The 12,653-nt window shown below is 61.1% G+C and carries 12 protein-coding genes; 6 read left to right on the top strand and 6 right to left on the bottom strand.

Annotated elements, in window-relative coordinates:
- Positions 1 to 46 precede the first annotated feature (46 nt).
- From FJ953_RS28385 to FJ953_RS28360, 6 genes are all read left to right on the top strand, one after another.
- Positions 47 to 442 carry a GFA family protein gene (locus tag FJ953_RS28385; protein ID WP_140625567.1) on the top strand — a complete coding sequence of 132 codons (396 nt, stop codon included), beginning with the start codon at positions 47 to 49 and terminating at the stop codon, positions 440 to 442.
- Between the two features lie 241 nt (positions 443 to 683).
- Positions 684 to 881 carry a hypothetical protein gene (locus FJ953_RS28380; RefSeq protein WP_140493757.1) on the top strand — a complete coding sequence of 66 codons (198 nt, stop codon included), beginning with the start codon at positions 684 to 686 and terminating at the stop codon, positions 879 to 881.
- Positions 882 to 1,138: 257 nt separating this feature from the next.
- Complete coding sequence (locus tag FJ953_RS28375) at positions 1,139 to 2,011, top strand: undecaprenyl-diphosphate phosphatase (RefSeq protein ID WP_140564657.1); 873 nt, start codon at positions 1,139 to 1,141, stop codon at positions 2,009 to 2,011.
- Between the two features lie 208 nt (positions 2,012 to 2,219).
- On the top strand, positions 2,220 to 2,846 hold the full coding sequence (locus FJ953_RS28370; RefSeq protein WP_140547555.1) for a transglutaminase-like cysteine peptidase: 627 nt from the start codon (positions 2,220 to 2,222) through the stop codon (positions 2,844 to 2,846).
- Positions 2,847 to 2,978: 132 nt separating this feature from the next.
- Positions 2,979 to 3,764: a phosphodiester glycosidase family protein gene (locus tag FJ953_RS28365; protein ID WP_140564655.1), complete on the top strand. Its 786-nt coding sequence runs from the start codon at positions 2,979 to 2,981 to the stop codon at positions 3,762 to 3,764.
- A 171-nt stretch (positions 3,765 to 3,935) separates the two neighbouring features.
- On the top strand, positions 3,936 to 5,018 hold the full coding sequence (locus FJ953_RS28360; protein WP_140625547.1) for a GH25 family lysozyme: 1,083 nt from the start codon (positions 3,936 to 3,938) through the stop codon (positions 5,016 to 5,018).
- Positions 5,019 to 5,144: 126 nt separating this feature from the next.
- On the opposite strand, the gene FJ953_RS28355 is transcribed toward FJ953_RS28360, so the two are convergent.
- From FJ953_RS28355 to gpt, 6 genes are all read right to left on the bottom strand, one after another.
- Positions 5,145 to 5,342 (bottom strand): type II toxin-antitoxin system HicB family antitoxin, encoded by a 198-nt coding sequence (locus FJ953_RS28355; protein ID WP_140561005.1) that lies wholly within the window; start codon positions 5,340 to 5,342, stop codon positions 5,145 to 5,147.
- 116 nt (positions 5,343 to 5,458) lie between these two features.
- Entirely contained in the window at positions 5,459 to 6,187 is a 729-nt protein-coding gene (locus tag FJ953_RS28350) for a hypothetical protein (RefSeq protein WP_140561006.1), read from the bottom strand.
- 303 nt (positions 6,188 to 6,490) lie between these two features.
- On the bottom strand, positions 6,491 to 10,258 hold the full coding sequence (locus FJ953_RS28345) for a vitamin B12-dependent ribonucleotide reductase (RefSeq protein WP_140625546.1): 3,768 nt from the start codon (positions 10,256 to 10,258) through the stop codon (positions 6,491 to 6,493).
- Between the two features lie 665 nt (positions 10,259 to 10,923).
- Positions 10,924 to 11,235, bottom strand: a complete 312-nt coding sequence (locus tag FJ953_RS28340; RefSeq protein ID WP_140493741.1) for a PilZ domain-containing protein — start codon at positions 11,233 to 11,235, stop codon at positions 10,924 to 10,926.
- A gap of 108 nt (positions 11,236 to 11,343) precedes the next feature.
- Positions 11,344 to 11,832 carry an NUDIX hydrolase gene (locus FJ953_RS28335; protein ID WP_140625545.1) on the bottom strand — a complete coding sequence of 163 codons (489 nt, stop codon included), beginning with the start codon at positions 11,830 to 11,832 and terminating at the stop codon, positions 11,344 to 11,346.
- A gap of 209 nt (positions 11,833 to 12,041) precedes the next feature.
- The gene (gene gpt, locus FJ953_RS28330; protein WP_140493737.1) at positions 12,042 to 12,542 is read right to left on the bottom strand and encodes a xanthine phosphoribosyltransferase; all 501 of its coding nucleotides are present in this window, start codon (positions 12,540 to 12,542) and stop codon (positions 12,042 to 12,044) included.
- Positions 12,543 to 12,653 lie beyond the last annotated feature (111 nt).

Below are 12,653 nucleotides of genomic sequence, written 5' to 3'. Positions count from 1 at the left end.
GGCCTCGATAGTCTCGCATCAAATCTTCTCGGGAATGGATACGGCAATGGCTAACTATCAGGGCGGATGCCTGTGCGGGGCGGTGCGTTATCGCGCCGACGTCGAGCCCATCAACGAACGCATCTGCCATTGTCGGCTTTGTCAAAAGGCGATCGGCGCCGCCTTCAATGCGCGTGTGCTGTTTCGCATCGACGATGTGACGGTCGAAGGGCCGTTGGCGACCGCGAACAGCTCGCCGGATATTAAACGCGGGTTTTGCCCAAGCTGCGGTACGACGATGTTTTCGCGGCGCGATGCCGCCGGCATTATAGGCGTCACCACCGGGTCACTCGACGATCCGTCCGTCTTCAAGCCGCAGACGCACATCTGGACCGCCTCCAAGCAGCCCTGGGTGGTGCTCGATGACGGCTTGCCGCAGCACGAAGGCGCGCCGCCTGCCTGAGGCCGGCCTCCCTTCCCGCCTTATGAAAGAAGGTGGATCGGCGCTTGAGCGCCGAAACCGATGAGCTGTGCCGGATGAAGCGGGCCAACAGAAGGGTGAAATTACGTGACCGTGACAAAAATTAATCGAAACAGTCACGAAATAACCGAAACAGTCACGCGAAAGCCGGCAAAGCGTCATTGGCGAGCCATCATTGTCTCCCTATTTAACCGGTGCGGGCCGGCATTCGAGGAGACGACGGATGAACGACAGCATCAGTACCCTGGACGAGCTTTTGAGCGATCCGATGGTCCTGCTTGTGATGGAGCGCGATCGTGTGCGCCCGGAACAGGTGCGCATGCTGCTCGAACGGGCGCGTCGGCCTTCCGTCGAGGAGCCGGTTGTGCCGCCGGCGCACGTGATCGCCAGGGCGTGCCAGAAACTCTGGCTGTGCCCCTGATCGCATCGTGATTTCCTCCAGTTTTTGCAGGCCGACCCGCCGGGCCGGTCTGGCCACTGCCTGGTGCTGCCAACGCGCCGAGGCGGCGCGGTGTTGATATTCGAACGCGCCTTCCGCACTCGCTGACGCCCATTCCCGGGTGCCAGTTCACAAATCCGTAAATTGATTTTCCGTCCCATGGCGGTATGGCTTGCCCAGGGGCCGATCACCCCAGTCGTTCCCCGCGCAACTCCGATCTCTCTGACATGGAATTCGACATGGCCGACAGCTGCATGCAAGGCATGGACATGGGCTTTGTCGGCCTGGGCTACGCCAAGGTCGCATTTCTCGGCTTGGTGCAAGGCATCACCGAACTGCTGCCGATTTCCTCGACCGCCCACATGCGCGTCGTCCCGGCGATGCTGGGCTGGCAGGATCCCGGCTCCGCTTTCTCCGCCGCCATGCAGCTTGCGGCCCTCGCCGCGGTGATCAGCTACTTCTGGAACGATGTCAGGGACATCCTGTCCGGTTCGGTCAGTGCCTTGAAACGGCGCGATTTCGCCGACCGACATTTCCGGCTGGCGCTCTGGATCGTGCTGGCGACGATCCCGATCGCCATCGCCGGCGTGGCTCTGTCTGGCCTTCTCAACGCCTGCAATTCGCCGCTGCGCGGCCTCGGGGTCATCGGCTGGGCCTGCATCGTCATGGCACTCCTGCTGGCGCTGGCCGAACTCCGTGCCCGCCATGCGCGCACCATGGGCCAGGCATCCATGGCCGATGCGCTGCTCGTCGGCATCGCCCAAATCGGCGCATTGATCCCGGGCGTCTCGCGGTCCGGTTCGACCTTGACGGCAGCACTGGGGCTCGGCTTTAAGCGGGAAGAAGCGGCGCGCTTTTCATTCCTGCTGGGGCTGCCGGCCATCGCACTCGCCGGTCTCAAGGAGCTCTGGGAACTGCACAAGGCCCATCTCGATGCCCATGGCTGGTCGATCCTCGCAGTCGGCCTGGTCGTCGCCTCGCTATCCGCCTTCTTCGCCATATGGGGCCTGATGCGCGTGCTGGAACGCTTCTCAGCCTGGCCTTTCGTCATTTATCGCGGAGGGCTCGGCATCGCCTTGCTGCTAGGCCTGGCGATGGGATGGCTTGCCTGAAGCAATCCCGGAAAGCGCGCAGCGGTTTTCCGCCGGCGTCAAACAAGGGACTAAAAGGCAACTCCAGGAATGTGCGAGCCGGTGTTGCTTCGGCGCAACCCCGGTCGGGCATGCGTCGATCGCCAAAGATGTGATCGGCCGCCTTCATTGACTCCAGGCAAAATCCATCTTTAACGTTCTGTTAACAAAAATAGATGGGTGGGGCCGTATGGCATCCTCGGTGGGTTGGCGCCGCAAGGCGAGGGGTTTGGGGTTTGCGTTGGCGCTGACGGCTTTTTGTTCGGCCGCGGGTTTGGCGAATGCGGGACCGCTTTCCATGACCATCGGCGGGCAAACCTCCCAGCCGATCGGGCACTATGATTTTTGCAAGGTCCATTCTGCCGAATGCTCCATCCGCTCGCCCGCCAACGCTCCGGAGAGCATGACCGGCCAGCTGTTGCGGGAAATTTCCGCCGTAAATCTCTCGGTCAACACCCGCGTCAAGCCGATGAGCGACATGGACAACTACGGCAAGGATGAGTGGTGGGCCTACCCCGATAACGGGTTTGGCGACTGCGAAGACTACGCGCTTGAAAAGCAGCGCGAACTCCAGGCCGCCGGCATTGCCATTGCCAATCTGCTGATGACGGTGGTGCGCAAGCCCGACGGCGAAGGCCACGCAGTGCTTACGGTGCGCACCGACAAGGGCGATTTCATCCTCGACAATCTCAGCGACAAGGTTCGCCTCTGGAACCAGACAGGCTATCGCTACCTGAAGAGACAGGCGAGCGACAACAGCGGTCGCTGGGTTTCCATCCTTGGCGGCGACGAGCGGCTCGTCAGCTCTGTTCAATGATGTCGCCGATGTCTTGCGTCGGCAGCCGCATGTCGACCTTGGCCGTTTGATCCATTCCCGCTTGGGACCGTTCTTGCGTCGTGCCGGCGAATGCTGGCGGCGGCTCGTTGGAACTGGAAATCCGGTGCGCGCATGGATCTTTTGACTGTCCTCCAATCCGCGCCATTACTGCTCGCGCTGATCAAGACCGCGCTGCCGTCGGCGGCGGCGATCGGCATGGGGGTCGGCCAATGGTTCGCCTCGTTGCCGCCGTGCCGCGACCTCGTCTTCGAGGCCACCAGCTACCTGGTCTGCGAGGTCGATCCCAGGCAATATCGGATCGAATTGTTCTGGAAGGATCCGGCCGGCAAGCCCTATCAATCGCTGCACAATCTCGACGATGCCCAGCGGCGGGCCGGGCGCACGATGCTGTTCGCCATCAATGCCGGAATGTACCATCCAAACCTCGCGCCGGTCGGCCTGTATGTCGAGCGCGGGCAGGAACTGGCCTCGGCGAAGGTCGGGTCGGGAAGAGGCAATTTTTCGCTCCAGCCCAATGGTATTTTCTACATCAGCGACGGCAAGGCCGCGGTCCGCGCGACAAGGGATTTCCTAAAGAAGCGTCCGCCCACCGATTATGCCACGCAGTCCGGGCCGATGCTGGTGATCAACGGCAAATTGCACCAGAAATTCCGGGCCGACAGCACCTCTCGCAAAACGCGCGACGGTGTCGGGGTGCGAAAGGACGGTGTCGCCGTGTTCGCCATTTCGAATGGCACGGTGACATTCCATACATTCGCACGCCTGTTTCGCGACGGGCTCGGCTGCGACAATGCGCTGTTCCTCGACGGGTCTATATCGAGCCTGCTCGCGCCGGCCATCGGCCGCAATGACGACTACTGGAACCTGGGGCCGATGATCGGCGTCTTCAGGCGATAGGATGGGCAGGCGTAGATTGCGCTTGTCGTCGCGCACGGCCCACACCCGCAACCGTGCCGAACATGCTTAAAAACTTGATTCAATCTTTATTGGTAATTTCTCGTTCATAACTAGACCTGGTTTGTCCGTCGGCCGTCGCCTTCGGTCTGTTGTGTTTGAGTACAGGTCCAGATGCGGTTACCAGGCGCCATCAGTTTCGTGATCGCAACGCTGTGCCTTGCCGGCTGCTCATCGACATCCGGCATGGACGCGCTGGACATCCAGAAGCCGTCGAACGAGATCACCAACTCGGTGGTGCGACCAAGCGCGCCGATCGCATCCGCCCCAGTGACCAAGGCCGAACGGAGAATGGCAGCCGAACGGAGGGTGGCGGAAGCCACGCCGGTGGACGAGAATGTCCGGCCCTATGGCCTGGCGGAGGAAGAGACGGTGGCGTTTCCGGCGCCCGACCTGCCGGACAGCGTCGAGCCGCCGGTCGTCGAGCCGGCGGCGCTTGTATCGCCGCCGAAGCTCTTGTCACGGGCGGCACCTCCGATGCTGGCCGGGCCTGTCACGCGCTACGGCTTTCGCGATGCCAAGCCGATCAATTTCGGCCGCTCTTCGCCGCGACACCTTGCCGTGCATGGCGTCGACGTGTCGCGCTGGCAAGGCAACGTCAACTGGGAGAAGCTGCGCGCCCAGGGCGCCAATTTCGCCTATATCAAAGCGACCGACGGCGGCGACCATCTCGATCCGATGTTCACCAGGAATTGGCGCAACGCCGACGCCGCAGGGCTGAAGCGCGGCGCCTATCACTTCTTCTACTGGTGCCGCACCGCCGGCGAGCAGGCCGACTGGTTCATCCGCAACGTGCCCAGGGTCGAGGGCGCCTTGCCGCCGGTGATTGACGTCGAATGGAACGGCGAATCCAGCTGCAAGCGGCGCCCGTCGCGCGAAAAGGTGCTGGAGAAGATGCGGGTGTTCATGGACAAGCTTGAGCGCCATTACGGCCAGCGACCCATCATCTACACGGCGCCCGATTTCTACCGCGACAATCTTCGGGGCGAATTCCTCGATTATTCATTCTGGCTGCGCGCCGTGGCGCAGCACCCCTCAAAGGTCTATCCCGGCCGCAAATGGCTGTTCTGGCAATATTCCGGCTCCGGCCTATCGCATGGCGTCACCGGCCGCATCGACCTCAACGTCTTCCACGGCGACGAGCGCCAATGGTGCGCCTGGGCCGGCGGCCGGCAGACGGTGGCCGACGCGGATTGAAACGCGCGCCGATCGTTCACCCCTTCCTGGTGCCTTTTTAATCTACTTGCTCCGGCCAGTTGCTCCTCGCTCGCAAGAAGGTCTTTAAGCGCCGTGTTGAGCAGTGCCTGGATATCGACTATGCCTCTACATATTCCGCAAAGCTGACGCCTTCGGCACGTCCAGCCCGTCGGCTTGCAAACCCTCGATGTGGAAGGGTATTGCGGTGTGAATCTCGTTTTTCACCTCAGATACGCTCGTACCCGTCGCGATGCAGCCGGGCAAATCCGGCACATAAGCTGAGAAATTATCGCCTGCTTTTTCAATCGCTACGGCGTAGCGCATACAGTCCTCGTTCAAAGCTGCCTAAAAGTTTCATGCTGTTCCTGGCGCTGCTCACCCTTTGCCACATCAAGGGGCGAAGGCGAGCAGCACCAAGAACTACTGCAGCACCAAGGCTATTAATGGCGTTTCCGGCTAGCTTCTTCGTCAGTAATTAGTCTCGCCCGAATTGACTGCCACCTGTCCGCGATCTCTTGGCAGGAAGCTGCCAGCAGCTTCCTGCGTTGGTTGAAGCTACCGGGTGCAGCGAAAGTCTTTTGGGCAAACACATCAACCACAAAACAAAGTTCGGCGCGTGGTTCTCCGGCATCCCCGAAACATTTCTCCGCGTACCAATGGAGAAGCGCTCCATGCAGCGCCGAAGTTTCTGTCGACAATGGTAGTGTTTTGGAGAGATAAGGTTTGATCAAGCCGAAGCCAAATTCCCTCCTTCCTGCCTGTGGTATCTTGACCGAGTTTGTCGGTCGAACGCTAATAGAGACACCGGCAAGAAGGAATTTTGGCTGGCTATCGGAAACGCCGGTTAATTTGGCAGCAGTAGGTAGCTTGGCCAAGCTCATAGTACGGCAAAGTTCGATAGCATCGTGAGCTGTGAGAAGCCTTTGTTCATCGTGCGAGGTGGCAGGTTGGCGCGACAACAAGGCCCTGTCGAGCTGGAACAGTCGGCTGTCATCCTGCCCGTGAGTTTCAATGAAATGCATCATTGCACGTTCAATCTCGTTGTAGCGGGTGTCGAGGAGGAAGTTCTTAGGTCTGATGATGTCTTCAATGATCGCAGTTCGCCGAGTGGAGCGAGCGAAACAATACTCAACCAATTTACTAGCGCTAATTCTGGGTTCAATTTTCATAACGAAAAAGCCCTTTCCGGGAGCCGTTAAAGTCACACTAGCTGCCGATGCCTTCTCGACTCTTAGATCAGAATCTCCATATAGTAACCTTGTCATAGGAGATGGGATTCTGATCTCGTCGCCCCGCGTGGGCTTCGGCTTATTCGCGGCACCAAAGGCCGATCCGGAAGGATTGGCCTTTGGTGTTTCGGGGATGTCACATAAAGACTTCCTTATACGATGTACCCTTTTTGTTCCCTTTGCCATTTCGGCCCGATCGTACGATCGGGCCAAAATGCTGCGTTTTACTAGCGCTTCAGATTCTCAGCTGCACCCGCTCGTGCTTCCACACGTATCGCACTTCTCGCAGGTGCCGTTCCGCACCATGGTGAAGTTGTGGCATTCCGAGCATTCGTTGCCGGTGTAGCCCTGCATCAGCGATTGCTGGCGCCGGGTGGCGGCGAGTGCCTTGGCCTCGGCGGCCTCGTGCGCGGCGGCGTCGGAGAATAGCCCCTCGGCACCCGAAGCCTCGGTTTCCTCCTCGGCGATGTCCTCGACCAGTTCCCTGGCGCGTTCCTCATAGTCGCGCTTGTAGGCGATGGCCTCGTCGCTCGCCGGCTTCAGCGCCAGTACGTTGGAGCCGGAGAAGGCCGTCGGCGCCACGCGGGCAGGGGCCGTGGCCGGGGCGGAACCGCCGAATCCCTTGGGTTCGGCGCCCGACACCAGCTTGACCGGCGAGGCACCGCGGTAGAGGCCCTTGGAGAAGGGCGTGGCCTTGCCTTCGGTGATGCCGCGCCCAAGTGCCGTCTTGTCGAAATCCGACTGGTCGACATGGGCGAGATCGTGGCGGTTGAGATAGGACACGGCAAGTTCGCGGAACACGTAATCGAGGATCGACGTCGCGTTCTTGATCGCGTCATTGCCCTGCACCATGCCGGCCGGCTCGAACTTGGTGAAGGTGAAGGCTTCGACAAATTCCTCGAGTGGCACGCCATATTGCAGGCCGAGCGAGATGGCGATGGCAAAATTGTTCATCATCGCCCGGAAGGCAGCGCCTTCCTTGTGCATGTCGATGAAGATCTCGCCGAGACGACCGTCGTCGAACTCGCCGGTACGCAGGTAGACCTTGTGGCCGCCGACGACCGCCTTCTGCGTATACCCCTTGCGGCGGTTCGGGAGTTTTTCGCGGTCGCGGTAGAGACGCTCGACGACGCGCTCGACGATCTTTTCGGTGACCTGCACCGCACGCTGCGCGGCGGGCGCGGCGACCAGTTGTTCGATTGCCTCGTCCTCGTCCTCCTCGCCATCGGCGAGCAGCGAGGCATTGAGCGGCTGCGACAGCTTCGAGCCGTCGCGGTAGAGCGCGTTGGCCTTCAGCGCCAGCTTCCACGACAGCATGTAGGCGCTCTTGGCGTCCTCCACCGTGGCGTCGTTCGGCATGTTGATGGTCTTGGAAATGGCGCCGGAAATGAAGGGCTGTGCCGCCGCCATCATCTGGATGTGGCTGTTGATCGACAGCGAGCGCTTGCCGATCTTGCCGCAGGGGCTGGCGCAGTCGAACACGGGAAGGTGTTCGGCTTTGAGGAAGGGCGCTCCCTCAAGCGTCATCGCACCGCAGACATGGATGTTGGCGGCTTCGATGTCCTTCCTGGAGAAGCCGAGCGCCGGCAGCATCTCGAACGAGAAGTCGTTGAGCTGCTCGTCGGTGAAGCCAAAGGTCTCCTTCACCCAGTCGGCGCCCAGCGTCCACTGGTTGAAGACGAACTTGATGTCGAAGGCCGACTTCAGCGCGGCATTCAGCGCCGCGATCTTGTCGTCGGTGAAGCCCTTGGCCTTGAGCGAGCCGGGGTTGATGCCGGGAGCCTGGTTGAGATTGCCGTGGCCGACGGCGTAGGCCTCGATCTCAGCGATCTGGCTTTCCGAATAGCCCAGCGTGCGTAGCGCTTCCGGCACGGCGCGGTTGATGATCTTGAAATAGCCGCCGCCGGCAAGCTTCTTGAACTTCACCAGCGCGAAGTCGGGTTCGATGCCTGTTGTGTCGCAATCCATGACCAGTCCGATCGTGCCGGTCGGCGCAATCACGGTCGCCTGCGCGTTGCGATAGCCATGCTCCTCGCCGAGTTCGATGGCACGGTCCCAGGCAGCCTTGGCGTGCGTCGCCAGCTCCTGCTGCTTGAGGTCGGAAGCGACCAGCGGCACCGGGTTGACGGCCAGCTTCTCGTAGCCGTCCTTGTCGCCATAGGCGGCGCGGCGATGATTGCGCATGACGCGCAGCATGTTCTGCGCATTGCGGTCGTAATCGGGGAAGGCGCCGAGCTCGGACGCCATCTCGGCCGAGGTGGCGTAGGCGGTGCCGGTCATGACGGCGGTGAGCGCGGCGCAGATGGCGCGGCCCTCATCGGAATCGTAGGGAATGCCCGAGGTCATCAACAGGCCGCCAATATTGGCATAGCCGAGGCCCAGCGTGCGGTAGTCGTAGGAGAGCTTGGCGATCTCCTTCGACGGGAACTGCGCCATCATGACCGAGATTTCCAGCACGATGGTCCATAGCCGCACCGTATGCTCATAGGCAGCGATGTCGATCGTGCCGTCGGCATTGCGGTAGGGGAGCAGATTGATCGAGGCGAGATTGCAGGCCGTGTCGTCGAGGAACATGTATTCCGAGCACGGGTTGGAGGCCCGGATCGCACCGGCGGAGGCGCAGGTGTGCCAGTCGTTCATCGTCGTGTTGAAATGCAGGCCCGGATCGGCCGACGCCCAGGCGGCGTAGCCGATCTTTTCCCAGAGATCCCTGGCCTTCAGCGTCTTCAGCACCTTGCCGTCCTTGCGGGCGGTGAGATGCCAGTCGGCATCATCCTCGACGGCGCGCAGGAAATTGTCCTTCAGCGACACCGAATTGTTGGAGTTCTGGCCGGAGACGGTGAGGTAGGCGTCGGAATCCCAGTCGGTGTCGTAGGTCTTGAACGACATCGAGGTGTAGCCCTGCTTGGCGAACTGGATGACGCGGTAGATGTAGTTCTCCGGCACCGCGTCCTTCTTGGCCGCCTTGATCTCGCGCTTCAGCGCCGTGTTGATGGCGGGGTCGAAGCAGTCGTCGTCATGGCCTTCGCAGTTGACGCAGGCCTTCATGATCGCTTCGAGATGCTTCTTGACGATCTTGGAGCCGGTCACCAGCGAGGCGACCTTCTGCTCTTCATTGACCTTCCAGTCGATGAATTCCTCGATGTCGGGGTGATCGGCGTCGACGATGACCATCTTGGCGGCGCGGCGCGTCGTGCCGCCCGACTTGATGGCGCCCGCGGCGCGGTCGCCGATCTTGAGGAAGCTCATCAGGCCGGACGAACGGCCGCCGCCGGACAGCTTTTCGCCCTCGCCGCGCAGCAGCGAGAAATTGGAGCCGGTGCCCGAGCCGTATTTGAACAGGCGCGCCTCGCGCACCCACAGATCCATGATGCCGCCCTCATTGACGAGGTCGTCCTGCACGCCCTGGATGAAGCAGGCATGCGGCTGCGGGTGCTCGTAGGAGGATTTCGACTTCGTCAGCTTGCCGGTGAACGGGTCGACATAGAAGTGGCCCTGGCTCGGGCCGTCTATGCCATAGGCCCAGTGCAGGCCGGTGTTGAACCATTGCGGCGAGTTCGGCGCCACGCGCTGGGTGGCAAGCATGTAGGCAAGCTCGTCGCGGAAGGCGCGCGCGTCTTCCTCCGACTTGAAATAGCCGCCCTTCCAGCCCCAATAGGTCCAGGTGCCCGCCAACCGGTCGAAGACCTGGCGGGCGTCGATCTCGGACCCGTAGCGCTCGGCTTCCGGCAGCTTGGCAAGTTCGGCCTCGTCGGCGACGGAGCGCCACAGGAAGGAGGGAACATCGTTCTCCTCGACCTTCTTCAGCCGCGCGGGGACGCCGGCCTTGCGGAAATATTTCTGCGCCAGGATGTCGGCGGCGACCTGGGAGAATTGCGCCGGCACGTCGATATTGTCCAAGCGGAACACCACCGAGCCATCCGGATTCTTGATCTCGGAGAGCGCCTTGCGGAATTCGATCTCCGCGTAGGCCGATTGTCCCTGTCTGGTGAAACGACGCTCGATGCGCATTGGTCCGGTCCCTTTTGTCTATATATAGCGCTTTCGTCAGGAGATTTCTGCTCCCAATGCGAAACGCGCATGTCCGCCGTCTGCCGGCGTTCGAAAACGGCCGGCTCTCCATTTTCGCGGTCTTCGTCCGCCTTGCTGGTCAAACTTCTTGCGAAGCGCCTGTCCAACTCACCGACGAACCCGCGGGTCCCTCAAAACTGATTTTTTCCGATTCCCTCACTCGAGGGAAATTCACATTATCTAGCGTCGAACCTGCCTGCAAACACTAAATATAGTGTTAACAGACAATTTATTCCAGTCCGACAATTCTCCCTTTTATCGCCCACGCCCCCGCAATCCCAACGCTTCCGCCAGCCTCGTAAACAGGCGGAAATGTGGGGAAAAACGCACATAATCCGGGAAAAAGACCGGGCTCAGAACTTTCCGGTCGCGCTCTCAACAGGAGCGCATGGCCTATAAAAGGCGACTCGTTTTGCGCCGTCAAGGATTCGTTTGCGTAGCTTTTGTGACCTCAACATCTTGTGTGTCACACATGTGGATAACGGGGATAGAATGGAGCTGCCGCGGTAGCCCCCGGCCGAGGGGACAAAGACGCGCTTGTCAGGCTTCGCGACGGCTCCGGGGCGTGATGCAGGCAGACCATCTGGCGCATCCGGCGTCGCGGATCAGCCGTAATGCGTCCTGGGCTTCGGCTCGGTTCCGGTGAAGTGCACCCCGATCCGGCCGTTGCGGCGCCAGCGGACCTCGCATCGATAGCCGATGCCGTCGACGGGCACATAGAGAAGGAAATGATCCGGAATCGTCGCTTCGGGCGGAACCTTGAGTTCGGCGCCACCTTCATTTTGATTGCGCAGCGTGCAGCCAACTTCCGAATTCGAGATGCCCGTGATGATCGTGCCGCCCTTGAGCACGCGCTGGCGATGCTCGCGCTTGTGCTCGTCGGATCGCTCTGGATTGGGATTTGCGGGATTTGTCATCGGTAAAACGCCAGGATCGGATCAGATCCTATTACGTCTTCATTAGAAAAGCATTCACGCCGCAGGCGCCCCCGTCCGAGCTGCTTGGTGGCGCGGCCGGTCCCGGGTTCAGGCAAACCGGCGCGGGTCGGCGCAGAAATAGGCGATGATCTGGCAAAGATCCGGTTCGTTGACCATGCGCACCGCTTCGCTCGAACTGACCCATTTGCGGGTGCGGGAGCGTTTTTCCTTCCAATGGTCGGCGACCTTGTCGACATGCAGCGGGAACACCAATACCTCGCACGGCACTTCCTCGCCGGAGGCCAGGGCCTTGGCGTAGAAATAGCGGCCGGCCTCGAGATGCGAGATCGTCCCGCGCAGTCCGGCTTCCTCGACAGCCTCGCGCGCCGCGGCTTCGCAGAGCGGCTCCCTGGCTTCAGGCCAGCCCTTCGGAAGCACCCAGCGGCCGGTATCGCGGCTGGTAATCAGCATGATCTCGACGCCGTTTCCGGTTTCGCGCCAGGGCAGGGCGGCTACCTGCAGACGGCACGGCGCGGTGCCGAAGAGTCGCCGGACCCTTTCGGCCAGATGGTTGTGCGTCGTTAGCCTCGTCAGCATAGGAGAAGCTAGCCCCAGCCTCCAGAATCGTTTGCCGTCTCACGAATCTTACGGCTAATTATCGGCAATAAAAGTAAAAACTTTCATCAGGATGGCCGATTTTCGCCAATAGACGCCGATTTCCGCGCGCCAGCCAGCCTCGCGAGACCTTTTGCCTAGTGGATGAGACTTCCCTGCGGCTCGATTTGCAGCAGGTTGCTTGCCGCGAATCAGCCGGCGTGATCGTCGGCGATCGGCTTCTGGTAGGTGAAGCCCATGTCCCAGGGAAAATAGATCCAGGTATCCTGACTGACCTCGGTGACGAAAGTATCGACCAGCGGTCGCCCCTTCGGTTTGGCGTAGACGGTGGCGAAATGCGCCTTCGGCATCATGGCGCGCACGATGCCAGCCGTCTTGCCGGTGTCGGTCAGGTCGTCGATGATCAGCACGCCCGCGCCGTCGTCGGCAAGCAGGGCCGGCGTGACCTCCTTCAGCACCTGCAGCTGCCCCTGGCTGCTGTAGTCATGATAGGAGGCGACGCAGACCGTCTCGATAACGCGGATGCCAAGCTCCCGCGAGATGATCGCCGCCGGCACGAGGCCGCCGCGCGTGATGCAGACGATCGCTTTCCATTGCGCCTTGTTGGTGCCGGCAAGCCGCCAGGCGAGCGCGCGCGCATCGCGGTGGAACTGGTCCCAGGAGACCGGAAAGGCTTTTTCGGGAAGGGACATCTTTCGCGCACTCCGCAGCACGCGCGGTCGCGCGCAGAAAACAGGGGAATGCGCGCGGAAGTAACTGGAAAACCTCGCGCTTGGCAAGAGCGGCCGCAAACGACACTGTGA

This window comes from Mesorhizobium sp. B2-3-6 (assembly GCF_006442305.1).
Taxonomy (GTDB): Bacteria; Pseudomonadota; Alphaproteobacteria; order Rhizobiales; family Rhizobiaceae; genus Mesorhizobium.
The sequence above is the reverse complement of the archived record's forward strand: the minus strand, read 5'-3'. Positions and strand labels throughout refer to the sequence as shown.